General features: G+C 73.0%; 31 protein-coding genes. 6 read left to right on the forward strand and 25 right to left on the reverse strand.

What is annotated here, in order from left to right; all coding sequences use genetic code 11:
- Nucleotides 1–18 precede the first annotated feature (18 nt).
- The 11 genes from lgt to hisI all read right to left on the reverse strand — a co-directional run bounded on the left by lgt (nt 19) and on the right by hisI (nt 9,139).
- Nucleotides 19–1,029, reverse strand: coding sequence for a prolipoprotein diacylglyceryl transferase (gene lgt, locus ACIBG6_RS24895; protein WP_399224772.1), 1,011 nt, complete (start codon nt 1,027–1,029; stop codon nt 19–21).
- 90 nt (nt 1,030–1,119) lie between these two features.
- Complete coding sequence (locus ACIBG6_RS24900; protein ID WP_399224773.1) at nt 1,120–1,962, reverse strand: DsbA family protein; 843 nt, start codon at nt 1,960–1,962, stop codon at nt 1,120–1,122.
- A gap of 64 nt (nt 1,963–2,026) precedes the next feature.
- A complete protein-coding gene (trpA, locus tag ACIBG6_RS24905; RefSeq protein WP_399224774.1) occupies nt 2,027–2,845 on the reverse strand; it encodes a tryptophan synthase subunit alpha in 819 nt (272 codons plus the stop codon).
- Nucleotides 2,842–4,128, reverse strand: a complete 1,287-nt coding sequence (gene trpB, locus ACIBG6_RS24910) for a tryptophan synthase subunit beta (RefSeq protein ID WP_399224776.1) — start codon at nt 4,126–4,128, stop codon at nt 2,842–2,844. Before trpB ends, trpA begins: the two co-directional genes overlap by 4 nt.
- A gap of 172 nt (nt 4,129–4,300) precedes the next feature.
- Entirely contained in the window at nt 4,301–4,591 is a 291-nt protein-coding gene (gene trpM, locus ACIBG6_RS24915) for a tryptophan biosynthesis modulator TrpM (protein WP_399224777.1), read from the reverse strand.
- A 7-nt stretch (nt 4,592–4,598) separates the two neighbouring features.
- Nucleotides 4,599–5,408 (reverse strand): indole-3-glycerol phosphate synthase TrpC, encoded by an 810-nt coding sequence (trpC, locus tag ACIBG6_RS24920; RefSeq protein ID WP_399224778.1) that lies wholly within the window; start codon nt 5,406–5,408, stop codon nt 4,599–4,601.
- 154 nt (nt 5,409–5,562) lie between these two features.
- Nucleotides 5,563–6,129, reverse strand: coding sequence for a DUF2752 domain-containing protein (locus ACIBG6_RS24925; RefSeq protein WP_399224779.1), 567 nt, complete (start codon nt 6,127–6,129; stop codon nt 5,563–5,565).
- 77 nt (nt 6,130–6,206) lie between these two features.
- Nucleotides 6,207–6,461, reverse strand: coding sequence for an HGxxPAAW family protein (locus ACIBG6_RS24930; RefSeq protein WP_399224780.1), 255 nt, complete (start codon nt 6,459–6,461; stop codon nt 6,207–6,209).
- Between the two features lie 151 nt (nt 6,462–6,612).
- Entirely contained in the window at nt 6,613–7,272 is a 660-nt protein-coding gene (locus ACIBG6_RS24935) for a TIGR02234 family membrane protein (RefSeq protein ID WP_399224781.1), read from the reverse strand.
- 14 nt (nt 7,273–7,286) lie between these two features.
- Nucleotides 7,287–8,777 carry an anthranilate synthase component I gene (locus ACIBG6_RS24940; RefSeq protein WP_399224782.1) on the reverse strand — a complete coding sequence of 497 codons (1,491 nt, stop codon included), beginning with the start codon at nt 8,775–8,777 and terminating at the stop codon, nt 7,287–7,289.
- A gap of 11 nt (nt 8,778–8,788) precedes the next feature.
- Complete coding sequence (gene hisI / locus ACIBG6_RS24945; protein ID WP_024757910.1) at nt 8,789–9,139, reverse strand: phosphoribosyl-AMP cyclohydrolase; 351 nt, start codon at nt 9,137–9,139, stop codon at nt 8,789–8,791.
- Between the two features lie 84 nt (nt 9,140–9,223).
- Here hisI and ACIBG6_RS24950 point away from each other — a divergent pair, with 84 nt between their 5' ends.
- Nucleotides 9,224–9,859 carry a TIGR03085 family metal-binding protein gene (locus ACIBG6_RS24950; protein ID WP_399224783.1) on the forward strand — a complete coding sequence of 212 codons (636 nt, stop codon included), beginning with the start codon at nt 9,224–9,226 and terminating at the stop codon, nt 9,857–9,859.
- Here the strand turns inward: ACIBG6_RS24950 and ACIBG6_RS24955 are convergent.
- The 10 genes from ACIBG6_RS24955 to hisD all read right to left on the reverse strand — a co-directional run bounded on the left by ACIBG6_RS24955 (nt 9,856) and on the right by hisD (nt 17,550).
- Nucleotides 9,856–11,106, reverse strand: coding sequence for an MFS transporter (locus ACIBG6_RS24955; protein WP_399224784.1), 1,251 nt, complete (start codon nt 11,104–11,106; stop codon nt 9,856–9,858). The two genes, ACIBG6_RS24950 and ACIBG6_RS24955, sit on opposite strands and share 4 nt — an antisense overlap.
- Nucleotides 11,103–11,690: an ArsR/SmtB family transcription factor gene (locus tag ACIBG6_RS24960; protein WP_399224785.1), complete on the reverse strand. Its 588-nt coding sequence runs from the start codon at nt 11,688–11,690 to the stop codon at nt 11,103–11,105. Before ACIBG6_RS24960 ends, ACIBG6_RS24955 begins: the two co-directional genes overlap by 4 nt.
- Nucleotides 11,691–11,800: 110 nt before the next feature.
- Entirely contained in the window at nt 11,801–12,556 is a 756-nt protein-coding gene (gene hisF / locus ACIBG6_RS24965; RefSeq protein WP_399224786.1) for an imidazole glycerol phosphate synthase subunit HisF, read from the reverse strand.
- Entirely contained in the window at nt 12,553–12,954 is a 402-nt protein-coding gene (locus ACIBG6_RS24970; RefSeq protein WP_399224787.1) for a RidA family protein, read from the reverse strand. Before ACIBG6_RS24970 ends, hisF begins: the two co-directional genes overlap by 4 nt.
- The gene (gene priA, locus ACIBG6_RS24975; protein ID WP_399224788.1) at nt 12,951–13,688 is read right to left on the reverse strand and encodes a bifunctional 1-(5-phosphoribosyl)-5-((5-phosphoribosylamino)methylideneamino)imidazole-4-carboxamide isomerase/phosphoribosylanthranilate isomerase PriA; all 738 of its coding nucleotides are present in this window, start codon (nt 13,686–13,688) and stop codon (nt 12,951–12,953) included. Before priA ends, ACIBG6_RS24970 begins: the two co-directional genes overlap by 4 nt.
- A gap of 2 nt (nt 13,689–13,690) precedes the next feature.
- Nucleotides 13,691–14,338, reverse strand: coding sequence for an imidazole glycerol phosphate synthase subunit HisH (gene hisH, locus ACIBG6_RS24980; protein ID WP_399224789.1), 648 nt, complete (start codon nt 14,336–14,338; stop codon nt 13,691–13,693).
- A complete protein-coding gene (locus tag ACIBG6_RS24985; protein ID WP_187623890.1) occupies nt 14,335–14,499 on the reverse strand; it encodes a hypothetical protein in 165 nt (54 codons plus the stop codon). Before ACIBG6_RS24985 ends, hisH begins: the two co-directional genes overlap by 4 nt.
- Before the next feature lie 2 nt (nt 14,500–14,501).
- Nucleotides 14,502–15,095, reverse strand: coding sequence for an imidazoleglycerol-phosphate dehydratase HisB (gene hisB / locus ACIBG6_RS24990; protein ID WP_015032911.1), 594 nt, complete (start codon nt 15,093–15,095; stop codon nt 14,502–14,504).
- A complete protein-coding gene (locus tag ACIBG6_RS24995) occupies nt 15,092–16,195 on the reverse strand; it encodes a histidinol-phosphate transaminase (protein WP_399225032.1) in 1,104 nt (367 codons plus the stop codon). Before ACIBG6_RS24995 ends, hisB begins: the two co-directional genes overlap by 4 nt.
- A 5-nt stretch (nt 16,196–16,200) precedes the next feature.
- Nucleotides 16,201–17,550, reverse strand: a complete 1,350-nt coding sequence (hisD, locus tag ACIBG6_RS25000) for a histidinol dehydrogenase (RefSeq protein ID WP_399224790.1) — start codon at nt 17,548–17,550, stop codon at nt 16,201–16,203.
- A gap of 194 nt (nt 17,551–17,744) precedes the next feature.
- Here hisD and ACIBG6_RS25005 point away from each other — a divergent pair, with 194 nt between their 5' ends.
- The 4 genes from ACIBG6_RS25005 (at nt 17,745) to ybaK (ending at nt 21,920) form a co-directional block, all read left to right on the forward strand.
- Nucleotides 17,745–19,412 (forward strand): oxidoreductase, encoded by a 1,668-nt coding sequence (locus ACIBG6_RS25005; RefSeq protein WP_399224791.1) that lies wholly within the window; start codon nt 17,745–17,747, stop codon nt 19,410–19,412.
- A 189-nt stretch (nt 19,413–19,601) separates the two neighbouring features.
- A complete protein-coding gene (locus ACIBG6_RS25010; RefSeq protein ID WP_399224792.1) occupies nt 19,602–20,642 on the forward strand; it encodes a hypothetical protein in 1,041 nt (346 codons plus the stop codon).
- Between the two features lie 10 nt (nt 20,643–20,652).
- Complete coding sequence (locus tag ACIBG6_RS25015; RefSeq protein WP_024757922.1) at nt 20,653–21,390, forward strand: LON peptidase substrate-binding domain-containing protein; 738 nt, start codon at nt 20,653–20,655, stop codon at nt 21,388–21,390.
- Between the two features lie 32 nt (nt 21,391–21,422).
- Nucleotides 21,423–21,920, forward strand: a complete 498-nt coding sequence (gene ybaK, locus ACIBG6_RS25020) for a Cys-tRNA(Pro) deacylase (RefSeq protein WP_024757923.1) — start codon at nt 21,423–21,425, stop codon at nt 21,918–21,920.
- Between the two features lie 3 nt (nt 21,921–21,923).
- Here ybaK and ACIBG6_RS25025 read toward each other — a convergent pair whose 3' ends face one another.
- The 4 genes from ACIBG6_RS25025 to ACIBG6_RS25040 form a co-directional block, all read right to left on the reverse strand.
- On the reverse strand, nt 21,924–22,553 hold the full coding sequence (locus tag ACIBG6_RS25025) for a DUF2567 domain-containing protein (RefSeq protein WP_399224793.1): 630 nt from the start codon (nt 22,551–22,553) through the stop codon (nt 21,924–21,926).
- Nucleotides 22,554–22,587: 34 nt separating this feature from the next.
- Entirely contained in the window at nt 22,588–23,412 is an 825-nt protein-coding gene (locus ACIBG6_RS25030; RefSeq protein ID WP_399224794.1) for an ABC transporter permease, read from the reverse strand.
- Between the two features lie 106 nt (nt 23,413–23,518).
- The gene (locus ACIBG6_RS25035; RefSeq protein ID WP_399225033.1) at nt 23,519–24,490 is read right to left on the reverse strand and encodes an ABC transporter ATP-binding protein; all 972 of its coding nucleotides are present in this window, start codon (nt 24,488–24,490) and stop codon (nt 23,519–23,521) included.
- Between the two features lie 20 nt (nt 24,491–24,510).
- Complete coding sequence (locus tag ACIBG6_RS25040) at nt 24,511–25,812, reverse strand: NYN domain-containing protein (protein WP_399224795.1); 1,302 nt, start codon at nt 25,810–25,812, stop codon at nt 24,511–24,513.
- Nucleotides 25,813–26,052: 240 nt separating this feature from the next.
- On the opposite strand from ACIBG6_RS25040, the gene ACIBG6_RS25045 reads away from it, so the two are divergent.
- A complete protein-coding gene (locus ACIBG6_RS25045) occupies nt 26,053–26,226 on the forward strand; it encodes a hypothetical protein (protein ID WP_317594289.1) in 174 nt (57 codons plus the stop codon).
- Nucleotides 26,227–26,291: the final 65 nt, after the last annotated feature.

Raw genomic sequence — 26,291 nt, forward strand, 5'->3', positions numbered from 1 at the left:
CGAAGGAGGAGAGCAGGATCAGCCCTTGGCGGCCGACCCGGCGCCGTTGTCGGCACCGTGCTCCACGTCCGTATCCGTATCCGTGCGCGCGTCGTCCGCGCCGTCCGCGTCCGGAGCCGCGTCCTCGAGCTCACCGTCCACGACGACGTCGTCGGAGTCCTCGAACCCGTCGTCGTCCCCGGCCTTCTCGGCCTTGTCAGCCTTGTCAGCCTTGTCAGCCTTCGGCTCCACGATCTCCTCGCGTCCCGGCCGGATCCGCGCCGAGATCACGATGTAGGTCACCGCGAGCACGAAGACGATGATCGCCGTCCACACGTTCAGCCGCAGGCCGAGCACGTGGTGCGCCTCGTCGACACGCATGTACTCGATCCAGGCGCGGCCCGCGCAGTACGCGGCGACGTAGAGGGCGAAGACGCGCCCGTGGCCCAGCTTGAAGCGGCGGTCGGCCCAGACGACCAGGACGGCGACGCCGACGCACCAGAGCGACTCGTACAGGAAGGTCGGGTGGTACAGCCCGGCCTCGCGGTTCGCGCTCTCGGTGATCTTCAGGGCCCAGGGCAGATCGGTCGGCTTGCCGTAGAGCTCCTGGTTGAACCAGTTGCCCCAGCGGCCGATGGCCTGGGCGAGGACGATACCGGGCGCGATCGCGTCCGCGTACGCCGGAAGCGGGATGCCCCGTCGACGACAGCCGATCCAGGCACCCACCGCGCCGAGCGCGATGGCGCCCCAGATACCGAGGCCGCCCTCCCAGATCTTGAAGGCGTCGACCCAGTTCTCACCCTCGCTGAAGTACAGCTGGTAGTCGGTGATCACGTGGTAGAGGCGTCCGCCGACGAGGCCGAAGGGCACCGCCCAGACGGCGATGTCGGCCACGGTGCCGGCGGTGCCGCCCCGGGCGATCCAGCGCTTGTTGCCGTACCAGACGGCGACGAAGACACCGATGATGATGCAGAAGGCATAGCCGCGCAGCGGGACCGGTCCGAGATGGATCACGCCGGTCGACGGGCTGGGAATGTAGGCAAGGTCCATGGCAGGTCCGACGCTACCTTGCCGGGCGGGCGCGACGGCAGCCCACCCGGCAACGTATGGGTAACTAACCCGCCGGACGCACCCGCCGGACTATCCGGCCGAGGGAGCGGCCGAGGAGGCCGCCGGAGAGGCCGTGCCCGGCTTCTTGCCCTTGTTGGCCTCGGCGACCCACTTCTTCAGGTTCTCCGGGGAGATCTGCTCGTTCCCCTTCGTCGGGAAGATCGATTCGCCGTTGAGGAGGACGGTCGGGGTGCCGCGGAAGCCGCCGTTCTGGAAGGCCTCGTTCGACTTCGCCACCCAGGTGTCGTGCGTGCCGTCCTCGACACAGCTGCGGAAGGCGGGCGTGTCGAGCCCGGGCACCTTCGCCGCCAGTTCGAGCAGCTTGGCGTTGTTCCCGAAGGCGTCGTCCGTCTCCGGCGGCTGGTTGATGTAGAGCGTGTCGTGGTACGCGGTGAACTTCCCCGCGTCCTGGGCGCACGCGGCCGCGTTCGCCGCGCGCAGCGAGCCGCTTCCGCCCATGTTCCCGTCGATGAGGGTGGCGAGGTGGTACTCGGCCTTGAGCGCGCCGGAGGCCTCCAGCTCGTGGATGGCGTCCCGCATGACGTTCTCGAACTGGGCGCACGCCGGGCAGCGGAAGTCCTCCCAGATCGCGAGCGTCGACGGGGCGTCCGCCTTGCCCGTGGGGATGGCGGGCTTGTCGCCCTCGACGGACCCCGTCGGCGCCACCACCGGGCCCGCCTTGTCCGATCCTCCGTCGTCGCCGCTGTTCGCGGCGATCACCCCGACGACCGCGGCCAGGCCGAGGACTCCGACCACCGCCGCCGACACGATGAGGACGCGCCGCTGCTTCTCGCGGGCCTTGTCGCGCTCGCGCTGCTGCTGGAGGCGCTCCCGCGCGCTCCGGTTACCGTCACCACGGTTCTTCTCGCTCACGCCCACAGCAACGAACCGGGGAGGCACGTACGTGCCTCCCCGGTCCCGGATCCACCCGAATGGGTTACGAAACGCGGCGCACGCCCGCCGCGAGTTCGCCCGCCAGTTCCCTTACGGCGGCGAGCCCTGCGGCTTCGTCGCCGTCGGCGTCGAGGATCCGCTGCACGAAGGCGGAGCCGACGATGACGCCGTCGGCGAAGACGGCGACCTCCTTCGCCTGGGTGGCGTTGGAGACGCCGAGTCCGACGCACACCGGCAGTTCGGAGGTGGCGCGGGTACGGCGGACGAGGTCGGCGGCCTGCTCGCCGACCGACTCGCGGGTGCCGGTGACACCCATGAGCGAGGCGGCGTAGACGAAGCCGGAGCCGGCCGCGGTGATGGTGGCGAGGCGCGCGTCCTTGCTGCTGGGCGCGACGACGAAGACGGTGGCGAGACCGTGCTTGTCGGCGTTCTGCCGCCAGACGGCGGACTCCTGGACCGGCAGGTCGGGCAGGATGCAGCCCGCGCCGCCGGCCGCGGCGAGCTCCTCGGTGAAGCGCTCGATGCCGTACCGGTCGATCGGGTTCCAGTACGTCATGACGAGGACGGGCTTGCCGGTGGCCTCGTAGGCCTCCTTGACCGTCCGCATGACGTCGGCGATCTTGACGCCGCCGCGCAGGGCGATGTCGTCGGCCGTCTGGATGACCGGGCCGTCGAGGACCGGGTCGCTGTGCGGCAGACCGACCTCGACGACGTCCGCGCCGCCGTCGAAGACGGCCTTGATGGCCGCGATGCCGCCGTCGACGGTCGGGAAGCCGGCCGGCAGGTAGGCGATGAGCGCCGCCCGGTTCTCCGACTTCGCCTTGGCGAGGGTCTCGCCGAGCAGCTGGATGTTGCCGGTCACTTGGCGTCCCCCTCGATCTCCGCGATGCCGGTGCCGGCGTCAGCGGCGACCTCGGCGTCGGTGTCGTACAGGCTGAAGTAGCGGGCGGCCGTGTCCATGTCCTTGTCGCCGCGGCCGGAGAGGTTGACGAGGAGCAGCGCGTCCTTGCCGAGCTCCTTGCCGACCTCCAGGGCCCCGGCGAGGGCGTGCGCCGACTCGATGGCCGGGATGATGCCCTCGGTACGGGAGAGCAGCCGCAGCGCCTGCATGGCCGCGTCGTCGGTGACGGCCCGGTACTCGCCGCGCCCGCTGTCCTTGAGGTACGCGTGCTCGGGGCCGATGCCCGGGTAGTCGAGGCCGGCCGAGATCGAGTACGGCTCGGTGATCTGGCCCTCCTCGTCCTGGAGGACGTACGAGCGCGAACCGTGCAGGATGCCGGGCTCGCCGGCGGTGAGGGTGGCCGCGTGCTCGCCGGTCTCGACGCCGTGACCGGCCGGCTCGCAGCCGATCAGGCGCACGCCCGCGTCCGGGACGAAGGCGTGGAAGAGGCCGATGGCGTTGGAACCGCCGCCGACGCAGGCGATCGCCGCGTCGGGGAGGCGTCCGGCGCGCTCCAGGATCTGGCGGCGGGCCTCGACGCCGATGACCCGGTGGAAGTCGCGGACCATGGCGGGGAAGGGGTGCGGGCCGGCGACGGTGCCGAACAGGTAGTGCGTCCTGTCGACGTTGGCGACCCAGTCGCGGAAGGCCTCGTTGATGGCGTCCTTGAGGGTGCGGCTGCCGGACTTCACGGCGATGACCTCGGCGCCCAGCATCCGCATCCGGGCCACGTTGAGGGCCTGGCGCTGGGTGTCGATCTCGCCCATGTAGATGGTGCAGTCGAGGCCGAAGAGGGCGCAGGCGGTGGCGGTGGCCACGCCGTGCTGGCCGGCGCCGGTCTCGGCGATGACCCGCGTCTTGCCCATGCGCTTGGTCAGCAGGGCCTGACCGAGCACGTTGTTGATCTTGTGCGAGCCGGTGTGGTTGAGGTCCTCGCGCTTGAGGAAGATCCGGGCACCGCCGGCGTGCTCGGCGAACCGGGGGACCTCGGTGAGGGCGCTCGGGCGGCCGGTGTAGTTGACCATCAGGTCGTTGAGCTCGCGGGCGAACTCGGGGTCGGACTTGGCCTTGTCGTACTCGACGGCGACCTCGTCCACGGCGGCGACGAGGGCCTCCGGGATGAACTTGCCGCCGTACGCGCCGAAGTACCCCTCGGCGGTGGGGACCTGGCCTTCCAGGTCCGGAATGAAGAACTCGCTGGACATGCGGATGCTCCTCGCGGGGCGGGGCGCCCCGGGTGACGTGCTGACGGTGGTCACGATATGCGCGCGACCTCGTCACGAACGCCGACACCGCGCCCCGTCAGGGCCGTACCCGCGTTCCCATGTGAGGGCACCCCGGCCACGACGGGGTGGCGGAGGCGAGGGTAGGCCTTGGTCAGGCGGTGGTGGTGTTCGTGGTGGTGCGCGCGGGGCGCTCGCGCCATCGCATGCCGTTGACCTGGCCGGGCTCGTCGCCGATCACGTACCGGACCCGGCGGCCGTGGACACGGCGGGCGGGTGCGCGGCAGCCGCGCGGTCGGCAGCCCCGGGCCAGCGGGGCGTGCGGCGCGGGGACGAACGCGGCGGCGGTACGCAACCGGCCGCCACGCCCGGTGACCGCCGACGGCACGCCGACGGTCCCCCGGGCGAGGCCCGGAGGGGTCGGCGTGGCGGGGACGACGGTCATGTCGGGGTCAGCTCCGGCCGTGGCGGAGGGCCGGGTGGGCGCCGGCGGCGACCAGGTCGGCGACGGCGGCCTTCGGGTCGCGGCCGGTGACGAGGGACTCGCCGACCAGGACCGCGTCGGCGCCGGCGTTGGCGTACGCGATGAGGTCGTGCGGGCCGCGGACGCCGGACTCGGCGATCTTGACGATGTGCGCCGGGATCTCGGGGGCGACACGCTCGAAGGTGGTGCGGTCGACCTTGAGGGTCTTGAGGTCGCGGGCGTTGACGCCGATGATCCGGGCGCCCGCGTCGACGGCACGCTCGACCTCGTCCTCGTCGTGGACCTCGACCAGCGGGGTCAGCCCGATGGACTCGGCACGCTCGATGAGGGAGACCAGCGCCTCCTGCTCCAGGGCCGAGACGATGAGGAGCGCGAGATCCGCTCCGTACGCCCGGGCTTCCCAGAGCTGGTACGCGGTGACGATGAAGTCCTTGCGCAGGACGGGGATGTCGACCCGGGCGCGCACGGCCTCCAGGTCGGCGAGGGAGCCGCCGAAGCGGCGCTGTTCCGTGAGGACGGAGATGACGGCCGCGCCGCCCGCCTCGTAGTCCGCGGCGAGTCCTGCGGGGTCGGCGATCGCGGCGAGCGCACCCTTGGACGGGCTGGAGCGCTTGACCTCGCAGATCACCTTGACGCCGTCGCCGCGCAGTGCGGCGACGCCGTCCTTGGCCTGCGGCGCCTTGGCGGCGCGCTCCTTGAGCTCGTCGAGGGTGACCCGCGCCTGCCGCTCTGCGAGGTCGGCGCGTACGCCTTCGATGATCTCGTCGAGCACACTCACGCGAGGGGCCCCCTTCCGGGACGGTGATGGTGATGAGGAACCAGGTTCAGCCACATCGATCCTATCCGCAGGACGGCCCCGGACTCGCATCGGCCGGAGTGGCGTCCCACCTGCTGGGACTCCCGTCGGGGTTTGCCCGGGAGCGCGACGACCCTCACGGGGCCAGCGCGGAGCCGAAGGGGAGGTTCCGGACCAGGGTGAAGAGGGCGAGGACGGCCCCGATCCCCCACCACCAGGCCGGGGAGATCGCGAGGCGCATCGGCACCCCGCGTATGGCGCGAACCAGCCACAGGACCATGACGACGGCGAAGAGTCCGTAGCCGAGGACGGCGAGGGCGTTCGCGCCCAGGGCGGCCGGGAGGTCGCCGTGGGCGAAGGCGTGGGCGCTGCGGAGTCCGCCGCACCCGGGGCAGAAGACGCCGGTGAGGCGGAGCAGGGGGCAGACGGGGTAGTGCCCGGGTTCGTTGGGGTCGACGGCCCCGACGTAGGCGAAGGCGGCGGCGACCCCGGCGAGGGTCGCGACAGGCGCGAGCAGCCGCCGGGCGAGCGGCCGGGGCCGCGGTGGAGCGGGGGGTACGCCGGTGAACGCTCCGGGTCCCGCGGGTGCGGCAGGCCCCGGAGCATCCGCCCGGGCGGATTCACCCGGTCGGGCGAGGGGTGCTGCTGCTCTGGTCTGGGGTTCGGCTTCGGCTGCGGCTTCGGCCGTCGGCTGCGGGTCCACCCGGTGATTCTCGCCCCTGACGCGCGAAGGCGCAGCCCGGCACGTCCGGACTGCGCTTTCGGGTGCGTCGTGTCGCGTCAGGAACGGGCCTGCGCGGTCGCGGTCGCGGTCTCGCGGGCGGCGGCGACGGCCGCCGACTCCTTCGGCATGCCGAGGCCGGCGGCCTTCATCGCGCCGCCGACGATGCCGCCGAGGACGATGACACCCATGCCCGCCCAGAATCCGGGCTGGTTGGCGGCCACCATGAAGACGCCGGCGATGCAGAAGCCGATGAAGGAGATGATGACACCGGTCCAGGCGGCCGGGGTGTGTCCGTGGGCGCTGCCCGCCATGAGTTGCTCCTCGTTGCTGTTGCTCGGTGGTGAGGTCTCGCGTGCGCGGACACTCCGTGCTCATTGTCCCGCACGCGGGCGCGCGAGGATGAATCGGGGGTGCCCGGACGATCACGCGTCGCGGTGAGCCCTCCGCGTCACCGTCGTCGGCTCACTCGCCGCGGGTGGGGTCCTCGCCGCGGTCCAGGGCCTTCCAGAGGTCCTCGGGGCGGTCGGGGTCGACCGCGGGGGCCGTGCGCCCGGTGCGCGGGGTCGCGGACCGCTCGTAGCGGCCGCCCATCGCCGGCCAGGTCTTGCCGAAGCGCAGCGCGAAGAGGCCGGCGAGCAGGATGAGGGCGGCGCCGGCGGCCGTGACGTACGGCCAGGCGGTATGGGTCAGGCCGGATACGACGGCGGCCGTGTCGCCGCTGATCCGGGCGGCCTCCGCGTCCAGGGCGGAGCTGTCGGAGGCGCCGAGGACCGCGGCGAGCGCGGCGCCCGCGCCGCTCAGCGCGAGGAGCGCGGCGACGAGGGTGCGGCCGGTGCGGCGGACGGCGAAGACGGCGAAGAGCGCGGCGAGTCCGACGATCGCGAGGGCGGTCGGCACACCGGTGACGGCGCCGCCGTCGGCTTCGACGGGGACGGTGCCGCCGCCGACGGACGCGACGCCCTCCGCCCAGATCTGGCCGGCGGAGAGCAGGACGACGGTGGCACCGAGGGCGCCGAGGAAGAGGGCCGCGGCCAGGCTGCGGCGGCCTCCGCCGGTGGGGACGGCCACGCGGGCTGCCCGGGGCTGGGGTACGGGTACGGGTACGGCACTCACGTACCCCACTATCCCCTACGGGCTCAGGAGCCGTTCATCCGGTTGGCGGTGTGGACGGCGCGGAGCACGGCCGCGGCCTTGTTGCGGCACTCGTTGTCCTCGGCGACCGGATCGGAATCCGCGACGACACCCGCTCCGGCCTGCACGTACGCGGTGCCGTCGCGCAGCAGGGCGGTGCGGATGGCGATGGCCGTGTCCGCGTCGCCGGCGAAATCGAGATAACCGACACATCCGCCGTACAGGCCGCGCCGGGAGGGTTCGAGCTCCTCGATGATCTGCATGGCGCGGGGCTTGGGCGCGCCGGAGAGCGTGCCGGCCGGGAAGCAGGCGGTGAGGACGTCGAAGGCGGTCCGTCCCTCGGCGACCTTGCCGGTCACGGTGGAGACGATGTGCATGACGTGCGAGTAGCGCTCGACGGACATGAAGTCGACGACCTCCACGGAGCCGGGCGCGCAGACCCGGCCGAGGTCGTTGCGGCCGAGGTCGACGAGCATGAGGTGCTCGGCGCGCTCCTTGGGGTCGGCGAGCAGCTCCTCGGCGAGGTCGTGGTCCTCCTGCGGGGTGGCGCCGCGGTGCCGGGTGCCGGCGATGGGGTGGAGCAGCGCGTGGCCGTCCTCGACCTTGACGAGGGCCTCGGGGCTGGATCCGACGACGTCGAAGCCGTTCTCGAAGCGGAAGAGGTACATGTACGGGGAGGGGTTGGTGGCCCGCAGGACCCGGTAGACGTCGAGCGCGGAGGCGGCGCACGGGGTCTCGAAGCGCTGGGAGGGGACGACCTGGAAGGCCTCGCCCGCCCGGATGCGCTCCTTGATGTCCTCGACGGCGTCCTGGTAGGCCGGGCCGCCCCAGAGCGCGGAGAACTCGGGGAGCTCGGAGGCGGGCAGGGCGGCGGGGACGGTGGCGACCGGGCGGGCCAGGTCGGCCTCCATGGCGTCGAGGCGGGCGACGGCGTGCGCGTACGCCTCGTCGACGCCGGTCTCCAGGTCGTTGTGGTTGATCGCGTTGGCGATCAGCAGGACCGTGCCGTCCCAGTGGTCGAGGACCGCGAGGTCACTCGTGAGGAGCATGGTGAGCTCGGGGAGCTTCAGGTCGTCGCGGGTGGAGTCCCCGATCTTCTCCAGGCGGCGGACGATGTCGTAGCCGAGGTAGCCGACCATGCCGCCGGTGAAGGGGGGCATCCCGGGCTCGGGGCTCCGGGGGGTGTGGAGGGTCTCGACCGTGGCGCGCAGGGCCTGGAGCGGGTCGCCGTCCGTGGGGACGCCGACGGGCGGGGTGCCGAGCCAGTGGGCCTCGCCGTCCCGGACGGTGAGGGTGGCGTCGCTGCGGACTCCGACGAAGGAGTAGCGGGACCAGCTGCGGCCGTTCTCCGCGGATTCGAGGAGGTAGGTGCCGGGGCGTTCGGCGGCGAGCTTGCGGTAGAGCCCGACCGGGGTGTCGCCGTCCGCGAGGAGCCTGCGGCTGACGGGGATGACGCGGCGGTCGGCCGCCAGCTTGCGGAAGGTCTCGAGATCCATGGCGCCAGACCTTACTGGGAGAGCGGGAGCACGTCGGCGTCGAAGCAGGTGCGGTCGCCGGTGTGGCAGGCGGCTCCGACCTGGTCGACCTTGACGAGGACGGTGTCGGCGTCGCAGTCGAGGGCGACGGACTTGACGTGCTGGACGTGCCCGGAGGTGTCGCCCTTGACCCAGTACTCGTTGCGGCTGCGGGACCAGTAGGTGCAGCGGCCGGTGGTGAGGGTGCGGTGGAGGGCTTCGTCGTCCATCCAGCCGAGCATCAGCACCTCGCCTGTGTCGTACTGCTGGGCGATGGCGGGCACGAGCCCGTCGGGGCTGCGCTTGAGGCGGGCGGCGATGGCCGGGTCGAGATTGCTGCTCATGGCGCCATTGTGCCGCGCTCGGGCGGGGTGTCCGGCGGGACGTCCACTGGGCGGACCGGCGTCCCCGGTCGTACGCTGGCGGGCATGTCGACCCATGCGAAACGTGAACGGCTTCTGCTCGCCGATCTGTTGGAGGCGGCGGGCCCGGACGCCCCGACGCTCTGCGAGGGCTGGCGGACCCGGGACCTCGCGGCCCATGTGGTGGTCCGCGAGCGGCGCCCGGACGCCGCGGCGGGCTCGCTCGTACCGGCGCTGAAGGAGCGGCAGGACCGGGTGCAGGCGGAATTCGCCGACAAGCCGTACGAGGAGCTGATCCAGCTCATCCGTACGGGGCCGCCGCGGTTCTCCCCGTTCACCATCAAGCAGGTGGACGAGGGGGCGAACGTCGTCGAGTTCTACGTCCACGCGGAGGACGTGCGGCGGGCCCAGCCGGACTGGTCGGCGCGCGAGCTCGACCCGGTCTTCGCGGACGCCCTCTGGTCCCGTGTGGAGCGCATGGCCCGGCTTCTCGGCCGGAAGGCCCCGGTGGGCCTGGTGCTGCGCCGTCCGAACGGCCAGACGGCGGTGGCGCACCGCGGCACTCCGGTGGTGACGGCCTCCGGGGAGCCGGGCGAGCTCGTGATGTACCTGTACGGCCGCCAGGCGGCGGCGAAGGTGGCCCTGGACGGCGAGCCCGAGGCGATCGAGCGGCTGCGGGAGGCGAAGCAGCTGGGGATCTAGGCCGTCTCGGTGCGGGGCAGCTCGGCGCGGCGGAGGGACTTCACCGAGAGGCCGTAGATCCCGCCGAGGGCGCAGACGGCGGCGCTGGCGGTGAAGACCGGTGCGGGGCCCCACAGGCCGACGGCCGCGCCGGTGAGCGGGAAGCTCAGCGGGGCGATGCCGAGGCTGAAGAAGGTGGACACCGAGGTGACCCGGCCCAGGTAGGCGGGGTCGCACTCGGTCTGGGTGAGTGCTCCGCACAGGGCGCCGCTGAGGCCGGCGAGCAGGCCGACCGCGACGGACACGGCGACGGCCACCGGCAGCCGCGGTACGTACGCGAGGGCGGCGATCGACACCGCGCCGAGGGCGATGGTCCAGGAGAGGACGAACCCGGCGCGCGGGACGCGGCCCCGGACGGTCAGGAGCAGGGACGCGGCCCCCGCGCCCGTACCGAAGCCGGCGAGGATCCAGCCGATGCCGGCGGCGCCCCAGCCGCGCAGGTCGGAGAGGAGCGCGAGACCGACGTTGAGGGGGCCGACGAAGCCGAGGTCGCTGAGGGCGACGACGATCATCAGCGGGCCGAGGACGCGGTGGCGGCGGATGTAGCGCAGTCCGTCGGTGAGATCCTGCAGCGCGGTGGTCTTCTCGCGGGCCGCCTCGTCGGTCGGCAGCGGCCGGAGGCGGAGCGTGAGCAGCAGGGGCAGCGAGAAGGCGAAGAGCAGCCCGGCGGCGGCGAACGCGGCGGCCGACCCGCCGAGGGCGACCGCGAGGCCGCCGAGCGGGGCGCCGACCAGGACCGAGATCCGGTAGGCGAGGCCCCGCATCCCCTGGACCCTGCCGAGCTGTCCTGAGGAGGCGATCCGTGGCGGCAGGGCACCGACGGCGGGCATGAACACGGCGTCCACGGCTCCGAAGACGAGCGCGACGGCGGCGAGGACCCAGAGGCCGGGGGTGGCGAGCGCCAGTGTCGCGGCGACGCCGAGGACGACGACGCAGCGGACGGCGTCGGAGGATATGACCACCCGCCAGGGCCCGAAGCGGTCGGCGACCACTCCCCCGCCGAGCATGAGCAGGGCGCGCATCACGGCGCTGAGGGCGAGGACGATCCCGGCCTGCGCGGGGGTGCCGCTCTGTACGGCGGCCCAGGAGAGGGCCAGGTGGTAGACCATGTCGCCGGTGGCGGAGGCGGTGTACGCGCCGAGCCAGCGCAGGATGTTCGGGTCGCGGTAGGCGGGGTGCTCGACGGGGGCGAGCCGGGTGGCCGTCACGAGTGGTACGGGAACGCGTGGAGGTGGATGGCGACGTTCTCGCGGCCCTCGGTCTCGCCGGCCGCTTCGGCGGCGCGGGCCTTCTGGTCGTACTTCTCGAAGACGGCTTCGAGCTCCTCGCCGAGCGAGGTGAGCTCGGCGGCCGTGAGCCGGGGCAGCCACTCGGAGCTGATGGAGGCGGAGCGCCACGCGTCGGACCAGGTCAGCCGCTCGTCGAGGAAGCGCCGGTGGAGTTCGGTGCGCTGTTCGTTGATGGTGCGGCCGAGGGCGTCGCTCGCGGCGGCCAGCTCCGGGGTGCCCCGGACGTCCTCGTCGTGGATGGAGACGCCGTACGAGCTGGGCTGCCACCAGCGCTCGCGGCCGTCCGCCGACCGGGTCTCGGCCTCCTCGATGAGGCCGTGGTCGGCGAGCTTGCGCAGGTGGTAGCTGACGAGCGAGACGGCCTCGTCGACCTGGTCGGCGAGCTGGGAGGCGGTGGCGGTGCGGGCCACGAAGAGGGCGCGGTAGAGGCGCATCCGCAGCGGGTGCGAGATGGCCTTGAGGGTGCCGAGGTCGGTGATCCGACGGTTCTCCTGCGAGGTCATGACACCGACCCTAGATGCGCAGGAAAACTTGCACAACAGAAATTGCACAAATAATCCTGCACATCTGGGGAAGAAGAAGGGCCCCCGTGGGGGCCCTTCGTGACGACCGCTCAGCGGACCGGGTGGCCCGCCTCCCGCAGCGCGTCCTTGACCTGCGAGATCCGCAGATCGCCGAAGTGGAAGACGGAGGCGGCGAGCACCGCGTCCGCGCCCGCCGCGACGGCCGGCGCGAAGTCGGAGAGCTTGCCGGCGCCGCCGGAGGCGATCACCGGGACCGTGACGTGCTTGCGCACGGCCGCGATCATCTCGGTGTCGTAGCCGTCCTTGGTGCCGTCCGCGTCCATCGAGTTCAGCAGGATCTCGCCCGCACCCAGCTCCGCGGCCCGGTGCGCCCACTCGACGGCGTCGATGCCGGTGCCCCGGCGTCCGCCGTGGGTGGTGACCTCGAAGGAGCCCGATTCGGTGCGGCGCGCGTCCACGGAGAGGACGAGCACCTGGCGGCCGAAGCGCTCCGCGATCTCCTGGATCAGCTCGGGGCGCTCGATGGCGGCGGTGTTGACGCCCACCTTGTCGGCCCCGGCCCGCAGCAGCTTGTCGACGTCCTGGGCCGCGCGGACCCCGCCGCCCACGGTGAGCGGGATGAAGACCTGCTCGGCGGTACGGCGCACCACGTCGTAGGTGGTCTCGCGGTTCCCGGAGGAGGCGGTGATGTCGAGGAAGGTCAGCTCGTCGGCGCCCTCGGCGTCGTACAGCTTGGCCATCTCGACGGGGTCGCCCGCGTCACGGAGGTTCTGGAAGTTGACGCCCTTGACGACGCGGCCGTTGTCCACGTCCAGGCAGGGGATCACGCGTACGGCGAGGCTCATGCGGACGCCTCCGCCCGATACGCCTCGACTTCGACCTCGACGACCAGGCTCGGGTCGACGAAGCCGGAGACGATGATCATCGACGCGGCCGGACGGACGGTGTCGAAGAACTCCTTGTGGGCGCGGCCGACCTCGTCCACGTCCCGGGCGTGCGTGATGTACATCCGGGTCCGTACGACGTGCTCCGCGCCCAGGTCCAGCTGCTTCAGCGCGTCGAGGGCCACATTGAAGGAGTTGACCGTCTGCTCGTAGGGGCCGCCCCCGGTGATCTGGCCTCCGACCACCGACGTGCAGCCGGAGACCAGGACCAGGCCGTTCGGCAGCTCCACCGCGCGGGAGTAGCCGAACTGCTCCTCCCAGGGCGCGCCGGTCACCACCTTGCGTACGGAATCGGTCATACGGCGGCCACCGCCTCCAGCGCCTCTTCCAGGGTGAACGCCTTGGCGTAGAGCGCCTTGCCGACGATCGCGCCCTCGACGCCCAGCGGGACGAGACCGGACAGGGCCCGCAGGTCGTCCAGGGACGAGACGCCGCCGGAGGCGACGACGGGCTTGTCGGTGGCCGCGCAGACGTTCCTCAGGAGCTCCAGGTTGGGGCCCTGGAGCGTGCCGTCCTTGGCGATGTCGGTGACGACGTAGCGGGCGCAGCCCTCGGCGTCGAGGCGGGCCATCGTCTCGTACAGGTCGCCGCCGTCGCGGGTCCAGCCGCGGCCGCGCAGGGTCGTGCCGCGCACGTCGAGGCCGACGGCGATCTTGTCGCCGAACTCCGCGATGACCTTGGCGACCCACTCGGGGGTCTCCAGGGCCGCGGTGCCCAGGTTGACGCGGGTGCAGCCGGTGGCGAGCGCCGCCGCGAGCGAGGCGTCGTCGCGGATACCGCCGGAGAGCTCCACCTTGATGTCCATGGCCTGCGCGACCTCGGCGATCAGCGCGCGGTTGTCACCGGTGCCGAAGGCGGCGTCGAGGTCGACCAGGTGCAGCCACTCGGCGCCCGAGTTCTGCCAGGCGAGGGCCGCCTCCAGCGGGGAGCCGTAGGAGGTCTCGCTGCCGGACTCGCCGTGCACGAGACGGACCGCCTGGCCGTCGCGGACGTCCACGGCGGGGAGGAGTTCGAGCAGGTTCCTGGAAGACACAGTCACAGGGTTCCGATCCAGTTGGTGAGGAGCTGGGCTCCGGCGTCGCCGGACTTCTCGGGGTGGAACTGGGTCGCCCACAGGGCGCCGTTCTCGACGGCCGCGACGAACGGCTCGCCGTGGGTGGCCCAGGTGACCTTGGGGGCGCGCATGTTGGGGTTGCCGACCTCGAGGCTCCACTCGCGCACCGCGTAGGAGTGCACGAAGTAGAACCGGGCGTCGGCGTCGAGGCCCGCGAACTGCTCGCTGCCCTCGGGCGCGTCCACCGTGTTCCAGCCCATGTGCGGTACGACGGGGGCGTTCAACGGCTCGACCGTACCGGGCCACTCGTCGAGGCCCTCGCTCTCCACGCCGTGCTCGATGCCGCGGGCGAAGAGGATCTGCATGCCCACGCAGATGCCCATGACGGGGCGGCCGCCGGCGAGCCTGCGGCCGACGATCCAGTCGCCGCGGGCCTCCTTGAGGCCGTCCATGCAGGCGGAGAAGGCGCCGACGCCGGGGACGAGGAGCCCGTCGGCGTTCATCGCCTTGTCGTAGTCGCGGGTGATCTCGACATCGGCGCCGACCCGGGCGAGCGCGCGCTCGGCGGAGCGGACGTTGCCGAAGCCGTAGTCGAAGACGACGACCTTCTTGGGGGTGCTCGCGGTCATGCCCACACGTCCAGCCGCAGCACGCCGGCGACGAGACACATCGCGGCGCCGAAGGCGACGAGCGCGATGAGGCCCTTGGGCATCTGCTGCTTCACGAAGGAGTAGATGCCGCCGAGCAGGAAGAGCCCGACGACGATGAGGATGGTGGAGAGGCCGTTCACGGTTAGAGCGCGCCCTTCGTGGAGGGGAGGATTCCGGCGGCGCGCGGGTCGCGCTCCGAGGCGTAGCGCAGGGCGCGGGCGAAGGCCTTGAACTGGCACTCCACGATGTGGTGGGCGTTGCGCCCGTACGGGACGTGGATGTGCAGCGCGATCTGGGCCTGCGCGACGAAGGACTCGAAGATGTGCCGGGTCATCGTCGTGTCGTACGACCCGATCATCGGCGCCATGTTCTCGGGCTCGGTGTGCACGAGGTACGGACGGCCGGAGAGGTCGACGGTCACCTGGGCGAGCGACTCGTCCAGGGGGACGGTGCAGTTGCCGAATCGGTAGATGCCGACCTTGTCGCCGAGGGCCTGCTTGAAGGCGGCGCCGAGGGCGAGGGCGGTGTCCTCGATGGTGTGGTGCGAGTCGATGTGCAGATCGCCGTCGGTCTTGACGGTGAGGTCGAACAGACCGTGCCGGCCGAGCTGGTCGAGCATGTGGTCGTAGAAGCCGACCCCGGTCGACACGTCGACCTTTCCGGTGCCGTCGAGGTCGATCTCGACGACGACGGAGGTCTCCTTGGTGGTGCGCTCAACGCGGCCTACGCGGCTCATCGCTTCTGCTCCTTCATCAGTTCACGGACCGCGTCGAGGAACGCGTCGTTCTCTTCGGGGGTGCCCGCGGTGACCCGCAGCCAGCCCGGTACGCCGTTGTCCCGGACCAGGACGCCCCGGTCGAGGATCCGCTGCCAGGCCGCGTGCGTGTCGGCGAACCTGCCGAACTGCACGAAGTTGGCGTCGGACTCGGTGACCTCGTAGCCGAGGGCACGCAGTTCGGTGACGAGCCGGTCGCGCTCGACCTTGAGCTGCTCGACGTACCCGAGGAGGGTGTCGGTGTGCTCCAGGGCGGCGAGCGCGGTGGCCTGGGTGACGGCGGAGAGGTGGTACGGCAGGCGGACCAGCTGGACGGCGTCGACCACGGCCGGGTGCGCGGCGAGGTAGCCGAGGCGCAGCCCGGCGGCGCCGAAGGCCTTGGACATGGTCCGGGAGACCACCAGGTTCGGCCGGCCCTCGATGAGGGGCAGCAGCGAGTCGCGGTGGCTGAACTCCACGTACGCCTCGTCGACGACCACCATGGAGGGCTTGGCCGCCTGGGCCGCCTCGTACAGGGCGAGGACGGTGTCGGCGTCGACGGCGGTGCCGGTGGGGTTGTTGGGCGAGGTGATGAAGACGACGTCCGGGCGGTGCTCGGCGATCGCCTTCTCGGCCGCGACCAGGTCGATCGTGAAGTCGTCGTCGCGCGGGCCCGAGATCCAGCCGGTGCCGGTGCCGCGGGCGATCAGGGCGTGCATCGAGTACGAGGGCTCGAAGCCGATCGCCGTACGGCCCGGGCCGCCGAAGGTCTGCAACAGCTGCTGGAGGACCTCGTTGGAGCCGTTGGCCGCCCAGACGTTCTCGACGGAGACCGGGTGCTTGCCGGTACGGGAGAGGTAGCGGGCGAGCTCGGTGCGCAGCTCGATCGCGTCCCGGTCGGGGTAGCGGTTGAGGCTCCGGGCGGCGTCGGCGACGCGCTCCGCGATCCGGGCGACGAGCGCCTCGGGCAGCGGGTAGGGGTTCTCGTTGGTGTTCAGCTGGACGGGCACGTCGAGCTGGGGCGCGCCGTACGGGGACTTGCCGCGCAGCTCGTCACGGACGGGAAGATCGTCGATGTGGATCTCGGTCACTGCTGGGGCACCTTCCAACCGAACCTCGCCTTGATCGCCGCGCCGTGGGCCGGGAGGTCCTCGGCCTCGGCGAGGGTCACCACGTGGTGGGCGACCTCGGCGAGCGCGTCGCGCGTGTAGTCCACGATGTGCACGCCGCGCAGGAAGGACTGCACGGAGAGGCCCGAGGAGTGGCAGGCGCAGCCGCCGGTGGGCAGGACGTGGTTGGAGCCGGCGCAGTAGTCGCCGAGCGAGACCGGGGCCCAGGGGCCGACGAAGATCGCGCCCGCGTTGCGGACCCGGTCGGCGACGGCGGCCGCGTCGCGGGTCTGGATCTCCAGGTGCTCGGCGCCGTACGCGTCGACGACCTTGAGGCCGTCGGCGAGGTCGCGGACGAGGACGATCGCGGACTGGCGGCCGGCCAGGGCCGGGACGATCCGGTCGTCGACGTGCTTGGAGGCGGCGACCTGGGTCTTCAGTTCGGCCTCGGTGGCGGCGGCCAGCTCCTCCGAGTCGGTGACGAGGACGGAGGCGGCCATGGGGTCGTGCTCGGCCTGGCTGATGAGGTCGGCGGCGACGTGCACGGGGTCGGCGGTGGAGTCCGCGAGGATCGCGATCTCCGTCGGGCCGGCCTCGGCGTCGATGCCGATGCGGCCCTTGAGGAGGCGCTTGGCTGCGGCCACGTAGATGTTGCCGGGGCCGGTCACCAGGTTGACGGGGGCGCAGCCGGGCTCGTCGGCGGAGTCGGCGGTGCCGAGCGTTCCGTACGCGAACATGGCGATGGCCTGGGCGCCGCCGGCGGCGTACACCTCGTCGACGCCGAGCAGGGCGCAGGCGGCGAGGATCGTCGGGTGCGGCAGTCCGCCGAACTCCTTCTGCGGGGGCGAGGCGACGGCCAGGCCCTCGACACCGGCCTCCTGGGCCGGGACGACGTTCATCACGACGGAGGACGGGTAGACGGCGCGGCCGCCCGGCACGTACAGGCCGACGCGCTCGACCGGGATCCACTTCTCGGTGACCGTGCCGCCGGGGACGACCTGGGTGGTGTGCGTGGTGCGGCGCTGCTCGCGGTGGACGAGGCGGGTGCGCCGGATGGACTCCTCGAGGGCGGCCCGGACGGCCGGGTCGAGCTCTTCGAGGGCGCGGCTGATCGCCTCGGCGGGCACGCGGAGGCTGGGGACCCGCACACGGTCGAATTTCTCCCCGTAGTCGATCACTGCCGCCGCGCCATGATGCCGGACGTCCTCGCAGATCGGCCGCACCGTTTCCAGGGCGGCTTCCACGTCGAACTCGGCACGGGGCAGCAGGTCGCGCAGGGCGGCACCCTCGGGGAGGGCTTCGTCGCGCAGATCGATTCGAGAGATCACGGGTCAATTCTCGCAGACGGCACCACGGCGCCGGACGCCTGTATCACTGGCTGATACTCGCGCTGATACACGCCACAGTGGCGTCTTGTCGCCACACCTGACCGTTAGCGTTCAGCCCGTCACACAGCGGGAAGAACGGCTGTGCGAATCCATCAAAGGCATGGACGGATTCACGGGGAAAGCGAGGGGGCGGCGTGACCGAGCCGCACGAGGACGGGATGCCCGACGGGCTGACGGGCCCGGAGCGGGCCGTGTGGCGGGCGTTCCGGATCGGCAGGACCTGCGACCTGACAGAGGGGATCCCCGAGCGGGACGACCCGTTCGGGTCGCGGGAGTGGGGCCCCGAGCGGAGCGTCCGCGCCGACGTGGTGGCCCTGCTGCTGCTCGACGGGCCGCAGGCCCGGTCGGGACGGGTGGCCGCGCTGAAGCTGCGCGGAGTGCGGATCACCGGCGTGCTGAATCTGGCGGGCGGGACGATAGGGCCGTACGTGGAGCTGCACGGCTGCCGCTTCGACGGCGAGGTCGTGCTCCCCGAGGCCCAGTTCGGCACCTTGCGGATGGTCGCCTGCGCCCTGCCGCGCCTGGAGGCGGCCCGGCTGCACACGACGGGCGATCTGCATCTCCCGCGCTGCCGGGTGGGGCGCGGCATCCGGCTCACGGACGCGCAGATCGGCACGGACCTGCTCATCAACCAGATCCAGGTGTGGCCGGACCGGCGCGGGCGGGCGATCACCGCCGACGGGATGGTGGTGGCCCAGGACCTCCAGGCCGAACTGATCGAGACGCACGGCGAGCTGAGCCTGCGCGGCGCGAAGGTCGGCGTCTCGCTCAGCCTGCGGGGCAGCGTGCTCCGCGGGGCGCAGCAGCGCCGCGCGCTCAACGCCCCGCAGCTCACGGTGGAGCGCTCGCTCTACCTGAACGCGGCGTGGGTGTACGAGGAGCCGGACTCCTCGGGGAACGCGGAGACGTCAGGAAACTCCGGGAACACCGGGAACACCGGGAACACCGGGAACACGGGCCATTCGATGGCCACCCCGCCGTACGGCGTGACGCCCGCCCACGGCGCCCGGCGCAAGCCCGTGGAGTGCCACGGCGGCGTCCGGCTCGACGACGGCCGGTTCGGCGACGCGGTGGATCTGAACCACGCCCGTTTCCTGCTGAACGGCTCGCGCCGGGAGGAGGTGTCGCTGCGCCGGATCGTCACCCCGGAGCTGCGGTTCAACGGCGAGCGCCCGGAGGAGGGGCGGGTGGTGCTCAACGGCGCCAGGATCGTCACGCTGATCGACCTGTCGACCAGCTGGCCGGGGCCCGGCGGCCTGGCGATGGGCGGGTTCGTCTACGAGAACCTCGTGCCGTACGGGCACTTCCCGCTGTCCCGGCGCCTGGAGTGGGTGGCGGCGGCCACCCCGGAGTACGCCCCCGAGCCGTACGAGCGTCTGGCGACGGTCCTGCGCAACAGCGGGGAGGACGCGGACGCGCGCGAGGTGCTGCTCGCCAAGCAGCGGCGCCGGCGGGAGACGCTGCCGCTGGCGGGGAAGCTGTGGGGCTTCGTCCAGGACTGGACGGTGGCGTACGGCTACCGGCCCGGCAGGGCGGCGCTGTGGATGGCGATCCTGTGGGCGGCGGGCACCGTGGCCTTCTCGCGGTACCCCCCGACACCGCTCAAGAAGGACGAGGCTCCGGAGTGGAACGGGACGCTGTACGCGCTGGACCTGCTGCTGCCGGTGATCAACCTCGGGCAGGAAGGCTACTGGCGTCTGGAGGGCGTCTGGCAGTGGGCGGCGACGGCGCTGATACTCCTCGGCTGGATCCTGGCGACGACGGTGGCGGCGGGCGCGACGCGCCTTCTGCGCCGCGGCTGACCGGGCGGGTCTCCGAGGCGAGGAGAGAGGCGCCGCAGCAGGGCGAGGAGAGGGGCCGCGGGAGGGCGAGGAGTCGCGCCGTGGGAGGCCGGGGAGGCGGCGATGTGAGGGGGCCGGGTGAGGTGGGGGTGAAAGGGCTGGGCAGATGGGCGTGAAACAGCACGACCCGGTGGGAAAATACGTCGCACCATGGCCTTCCTCCGCGCCCTGATCGGCGCCGTCCGTTCGGCCCGGCACACCCCGCGGCTCGCCGCCGGGCTCGTGCCGGACGACGACGTGCTGCTCGACGCCCCGGACGCGCGGCTCGCCCCCGCCCTGGTCGCCGCCGCCCTGGCCGACCCGGAACCCGCGGCGAAGCTGCTCGCCACGACCCGGGACGCCGCCGAGTGGGAGGACCGCGACCGGTACGTCACCCGGCTCGCCACCTTCGCGTACAACAGGGGCGACTGGCTGGCCCACTGGCTCTCCGCCGCGCCGCGCGACCCCGACGCCCTCCTGATCTCGGCCCAGCTCGCCGTCCGCCGGGCCTGGGAGTCCCCCGCCCGGGCCGAACGGCTGCGCGAGCTCGACCCGTTGATCCGCACGGTCACCGAGGAAGCGCCCGACGATCCGGTGCCGTGGCGACTGGCCCTGGACCACGCGCGCGGGGCGCACGCCGGGCACGCCGTCTTCGAGACACTGTGGGAGCAGGCCGTGCGCCGCTCCCCGCACCACTACGGCAGCCACGTCGCGGCGCTCAAGTACCTCTCCGCGCAGTGGTACGGCTCACACCGGGCCGCCTTCGACTTCGCCGAGCAGGCCGCCGACGACGCCGCGGCGGATTCGCTCGTGCGGGCACTCCCGGTCCGCGCGGCCTACGACCGGCTCCGGGCGCGGCCAAGGCCGGACCGTTCGGCGGCCGCGACGCGGCTCGACCGGGCGGCCGACCGGGCCCTCGCGCTGTCGGCCGCCTTCCCGGCGGGCGACCCGTGGCCCGCCGAGGTCCGCAATCTGCTCGCGTACGTGCTGGTGGAGCGGGCGCGGTGGGACGAGGCGCTGGACGAGTTCCGCCGGATCGGCCCCCACGCGACCTCCTTCCCGTGGGGTGCGCCGCGGGGGGCCGTACAGGAGGACCCCCTCCGCCGGTTCCTGGCCGTACGGGACGTCGTACGGGCCGAGTCGGCCGGCCGGACGCCCCTGTGGAGGCCCGGAGACGGACGGGCCGGACGGGGCGGGCGCGGCGGCCATTAGGCTTGCCGCCGTGACCACCGCTCGCCTGCCCCTCTTCCCGCTCAACGCAGTGCTGTTCCCTGGCCTCGTGCTGCCGCTGAACGTCTTCGAGGAGCGCTATCGCGCCATGATGCGGGAGCTGCTCACGATCGACGACACGGAGCCGCGTCGCTTCGCCGTCGTCGCCATCCGTGACGGGCGCGAGGTCGCGCCGACCGCTCCCGGGATGCCGGACCCGACGGCGCTGCCGGAGAAGGGCCCCGCGGCCGGCTTCGGCGCGGACCCCATCCAGGCCTTCCACCGGGTCGGCTGTATCGCCGACGCGGCGAGCATCCGCGAGCGCTCCAACGGCAGCTTCGAGGTGATGGCGACCGGGACGACCCGGGTGAAGCTCCTCTCGGTCGACGCGAGCGGGCCGTTCCTGGTCGCCGAGGTCGAGGAGATCCCGGAGGAACGGGGCGAGGACGCGGGCACCCTCTCCGAGGGTGTGCTGCGGGCGTTCCGGAACTACCAGAAGCGGCTGGCGGGGGCGCGGGAGCGGTCGCTGACGACGAGCGACCTGCCGGACGACCCGTCGGTGGTGTCGTATCTGGTCGCGGCTGCGGCGGTGCTCGACACCCCGTCGAAGCAGCGGCTGCTCCAGGCCCCGGACACGGCGACGCGGCTGCGCGAGGAGCTGGCGCTGCTGCGCGCGGAGACGGCGGTGCTGCGGCATCTGCCCTCGCTGCCGGCGGTCGACCTGACGCAGGGTCCGACGAACCCGAACTGAGCCGATCTCGGTCACGATCCCAGGAAGAGCGCGTGGCGAAGAAGCAGAAGAAGAACAGCGGGGGCACCCCGGCGACGGTCGCCCTGACCACGGCCGGGACCCCGTTCACCCTGCACGCGTACGAGCACGACCCGGCCTCCCCCTCGTACGGCGAGGAGGCGGCGGAGGCCCTCGGCGTCTCCCCCGACCGGGTCTTCAAGACGCTGGTGGCGGACGTCGACGGCGAGCTGACGGTGGCGGTGGTCCCGGTCGCGGGGCAGCTGGACCTGAAGGCGCTGGCCTCGGCGGTCGGCGGGAAGCGCGCGGCGATGGCGGACCCGGCGGCGGCGGAGCGCACGACGGGGTACGTCCGGGGCGGCATCTCGCCCCTGGGCCAGCGCAAGCGCCTGCGAACGGTCCTCGACGCCTCGGCCTCGGACCACGCGACGATCTGTATCTCGGCGGGCCGCCGCGGCCTGGAGGTCGAGCTCTCCCCCGCGGACCTGGCCGCCCTCACCTCGGCGGTCGTGGCCCCGATCGGCCGCGGCTGACCCTCAGAGCGACTTCTGCTCGGGCTGCGGGTGCGGCCCCCAGTACTCCGGTTCCGGGTCGCGGGGGCCGAAGAGGGCCGTGAGCGCCAGGTGGACGATCATCGCGGCGAGCGGCCAGGCCAGCATCGCCGCGGCCGCCATGTCGAGTTCGAGCGGTGCCTCGAAGACGACGTTGGGGCCGACCGCCTTCGCGTGGGCGACCACGTCCCGCGCCGGGCCGAAGTACGTCCCCACGCCCCAGGCGAGCAGCGATCCGAGGACGCCGCCGAGCGCCAGGCCGAGCACCAGCGGCACCCCGCCCTCGCGGCGCAGCAGGAAGACGACGAGCGCGGCGACCGCGCCGAAGGCCAGGGCGAGGAGCACGAACGTCCCGTCCGCGCCGATCGCCGACTCGCCCTCGGAGTCGCGGAGGTAGACCCCCTTGCCGTCCGAGATCAGCAGGACGCGCGGCGCCAGCCACAGCCACAGCAGCCCGAGCAGCACAGCCGCGACCGCCGAAGCGGCGGTCACGACGACACCCCACAGGACCTCGGCCGCCGTGATCGGGTCCCCGGCGGGGCCGAGCGGCGGAGGCGGCGGGGGCCAGTCAGGGTCGTGCGGAGGCTGGTGAGGCGGAGTCAGGGGTGCGGTCACCCCGCCATCGTGCCAGGTGTGTCTGTGGCCCGCCTCAGCGGACGGCTGCCCGCCGGTAGGCCCAGGTGGCGACCGCCAGGGACACCACGCCGACGGCCCCGCAGATGGCGAGGTCGACGGCGACGACCGCCCAGTCCGGGCGCGGGTCGAAGGTACGGGCCAGGGCCTCCACGCCGTACGTCGACGGCAGCAGGTCCCGCGCCCAGCCGATCGGCTCCGGCAGCCGCTCGGCCGGGAGCACGCCGAGGAGCAGCGCGGCCGACATGCCGAGCTGGCCGAGGAGCGTGGCCAGCTCCTGCCGGGGGGCGAGGAGTCCGAGCGCGGCGCCGAGTCCGGCGAGGGCCGCCCCGGCGAGCGGGACGACGGCGCCGAGGATCCACAGCTGGCCGAGGGGCAGCCCGAAGAGCACGGACCCGGCGACGGCGGTGACGACGGTCCCGGGCACGGTGAAGGAGGCGTACGCGCCGGCCGCGCCGAGCACGACGGCCGCCGGCGGCACGGGCAGGGTGGCGTAGTGGTCGAGGCCGCCGCTCGCCCGCAGCTGCCCGAAGTACTGGGCGAGCAGGTTGAGCGCGACGAAGGCGACGACGAGGACGGTGGAGCCGGCCACGACGGCCCTGGCCTCGGAGCCGCCGTCGACGACCCCGCGCATCAGGACCATGATCCCGATCGACTGGAAGGTGGCCACGAAGAGCAGCGGGATGCGGGCCACGCGGGCGCGCGAGAGCTGCGCGCGGTAGACGGCGGCCATCGCGGGCAGCAGCCGGGCGCGCGGGGCGAGGGGCGCCGCACCGTCCTCGGCGTGCGCCTGGACGGGGAGCGCGCCGGACGGCAGGGCATCGGCGGGCACGGTGCTCACTGCGTACAGCTCCTGACGGTCACGGACGGAACAAGAGGCCCTGGGGGCGCGAGGGGGAACCGGGACGCAAGGGGACCGCGGGGGCCCGGGGCGGGGGAAACGCGGCTCACGCCTTCACCAGTCCCTCGGTCGCGCCGCCCAGCGCCAGGTACACGTCCTCCAGGCTGGGCGTCGCCAGCGTGAAGTCGTCGAGCGCGGCGAAGGCGGCCCCGCCGGTGACGGTGGCGACGGCCGCGCGGGCCTCGTCGGGGGCGAGCCGGAGGATCCAGCGCCGTCCGGTCTCCTGGGCGAGTCCGCGCAGGGCGGCGACCTCGGGCAGGTGGAGCGGCGGCGCCTCGCGCCACACCAGCTCCACACGGACCTCCCCGGCGACGCGGTCCTTGAGTCCGGCCGGGGTGTCGCAGGCGATGACCCGGCCGCGGTCGAGGACGGCGACGCGGTCGAGGACGGTCTCGGCCTCGATGACGTTGTGGGTGACGAGCAGCACGGTGGTGCCGTCCTCGGCGCGCCGCCGGTCGACGGCGGCCCAGACGGCCCGGCGGGCGACGGGGTCCATGCCGGTGGTGGGTTCGTCGAGGACGAGGACGGACCGGCGGCCGACGAGCGCGGTGGCGAGGCAGGCGAGCCGCCGCTGGCCGCCGGAGAGCTTCTTGAGGGGCCGGCCGGCGAGCTCGGTGAGGCCGAGCTCCTGCAGGACGGCGTCGCGCTCGGCGCGCGCGTCGTGGGCGCCGAGCCCGCGCAGGCGTGCGGTGGTCTCGGCGGCGAGGGCGACGGTCAGCTCGTCGAGGGCGGTGGATTCCTGGCCGAGGTAGGCGAGGAGTCGGGCCGCCCGCTCGGGGTGGCGTACGAGGTCGTGGCCGAGGAGCTCGACGGAGCCGGAGTCGGGGCGCATGAGCCCGGTGAGCTGGCGGACCAGGGTGGACTTGCCCGCTCCGTTGGGTCCGAGCAGCCCGAAGATCTCGCCGCCGCGCACGTCGAGGCTGATCCCGTCGGTGGCGCGCACCTCGGGTGTCGCGGGCGCGCCGCGCCTGCCCCGCGTGGCGGGGTACGTCTTGACCAGATCCCGCACCACGCACACCGTACTCACGGGGGAAGAGCCTACGGGGTCGCCGGGCCGGCTCCGGGCGCGGGGGCGTGTTCGGCGGCGGCGCGGACGTCGATCTCGCGCCAGAAGCCCGCCCGGATGGCGTACCGGTCGTGCTCGTCGATCTGGTCGTCCTTGTGGGCGAGGAGACCGAAGCGTGCGGCGTAGCGGAGGAGTTCGCCGTCGATGCGGTGCGGGATCCGCGGGTAGAGGGTGGAGAGCTTCTGGACGTGGGTCTGTTCGGGGAGCCGCTCCATCCACCGGCGGGCGAACACCTGCCCGACCTCGAACGGGTCGCCGCCGACGGTGGTGATGTCCTCCTCGCGGTCCGCCCAGCGCTGCTCGGCGCTGGTGAGCAGGGCGAGGGTGGGCAGGGACGCGGTCTCGGCCGGTTCGCCGAGCGAGGAGGTGGCCGGGCGGTCGATCCAGCCCCGGTCGGAGGACCAGCGGAGCGCGCTCGCGCCCTGCGGCACCGGGGCGAGCGGCCCGCCCGAGCCGTTGGGGCCGCGCAGGCCCGCCAGGTCCTTGGGCGTGGGGACGCCCTTGCCCGCGGCGCCGCCGGGGCCACCGTGGGCGTGCCCGTTGGAGGGGGCGGGCGCCTCGGCGGAGTCCGGTCCGCTCCCGTTCCGCGCCGCGGCCGCGGCGGCCTCGGCGGCCCGTTCGGCGGAGGCCGCGAGGGCGGCCTCGGGCAGGGGCGCCGAGAGGATGGCGGCGATCTCGGGGCGGGGGGCGGGCGGCGGTGCGCAGATGCCGGTGAGGTCCCTGGCGCGGACGGCCCGGGTGATCCAGGTCCGGTCGAGGACCCGCCGCTCGTCGGCCTCGGCCACCAGGTCCTCGGACTGGTTGTAGTCGCCGTCGGCGGCCTGGACGGCCCACAGGTGGACGGCGACGCCGTGCTCCTTGGCGGACATGAGGCCGGGCAGCAGGTCGCCGTCGCCGGTGACGAGCACGATGTCGGAGCAGGCCCTGTTGCGGGCGAGCTCGGTCAGTTCGGTGTGCATGGCCGCGTCGACGCCCTTCTGCGCCCAGCGCCCGTCGCTCCTGGTCAGGGCGCCGAGCCGGACGGTGACCCGGGGCATCACGCGCAGTCTGCGGTGCTCGGGCTGGGGCACTCGGTCGGGTGCGCCGTCGAACCAGTAGATCCGCAGGAGCGGCAGCGCGGTCTCGGCCTCGGCGCGTTCCCGCAGCTGCTGGATGAGAGCGGCGTGGTCGACGGCGATCCTGGAGCGGGCCGGTTCCCCGGCGAGGAGACTGGCGGCGGCGCCCAGCAGGTAGCCGGCGTCCACCAGGACGACGCAGCGGTCCACGTGTTCCACCCTCTTTCGGGAACCTCGGGGTCGGACTCGGGGTCGGAAGGTGCTCCGTATCTTCTTCGTTCTCTTCGAGTCTGCCCGACGGCCGGGAGCTTGACGGTGGGAACTGGATCATCGGCGTGGCGGATGTCACGTTCACCCGGCCGTTACGTTCCGTAATGATCCAAAATGCGGCCGATTCGCCTGTGTGTGAATCTGACAGCGGCCCTGGCCCCTAGGTCCCTTTGAGGAGGCATCATCCCCATGGCCAAGAACCGCAAGCAGGACCGTATGCAGCAGAAGTCGTCGGCAGCGGAACGCGGCACCCAGCAGGCGCAGCAGTCCGCGATGGAGTCGCAGGCCGAGCAGCGCGCCACCCAGGTGACCCCGGGTGACATGGCCCGCAAGGGCCGCCAGAAGCGCTTCGGTCATAACTGACACGTATGCACCGGAAGGGGCGCGCCCGTGACGACGGGCGCGCCCCTTCCGGTGGGACGGGCGTG

The sequence above is a fragment of the Streptomyces sp. NPDC050842 genome (genome assembly GCF_044456565.1).
Lineage (GTDB): Bacteria > Actinomycetota > Actinomycetes > Streptomycetales > Streptomycetaceae > Streptomyces.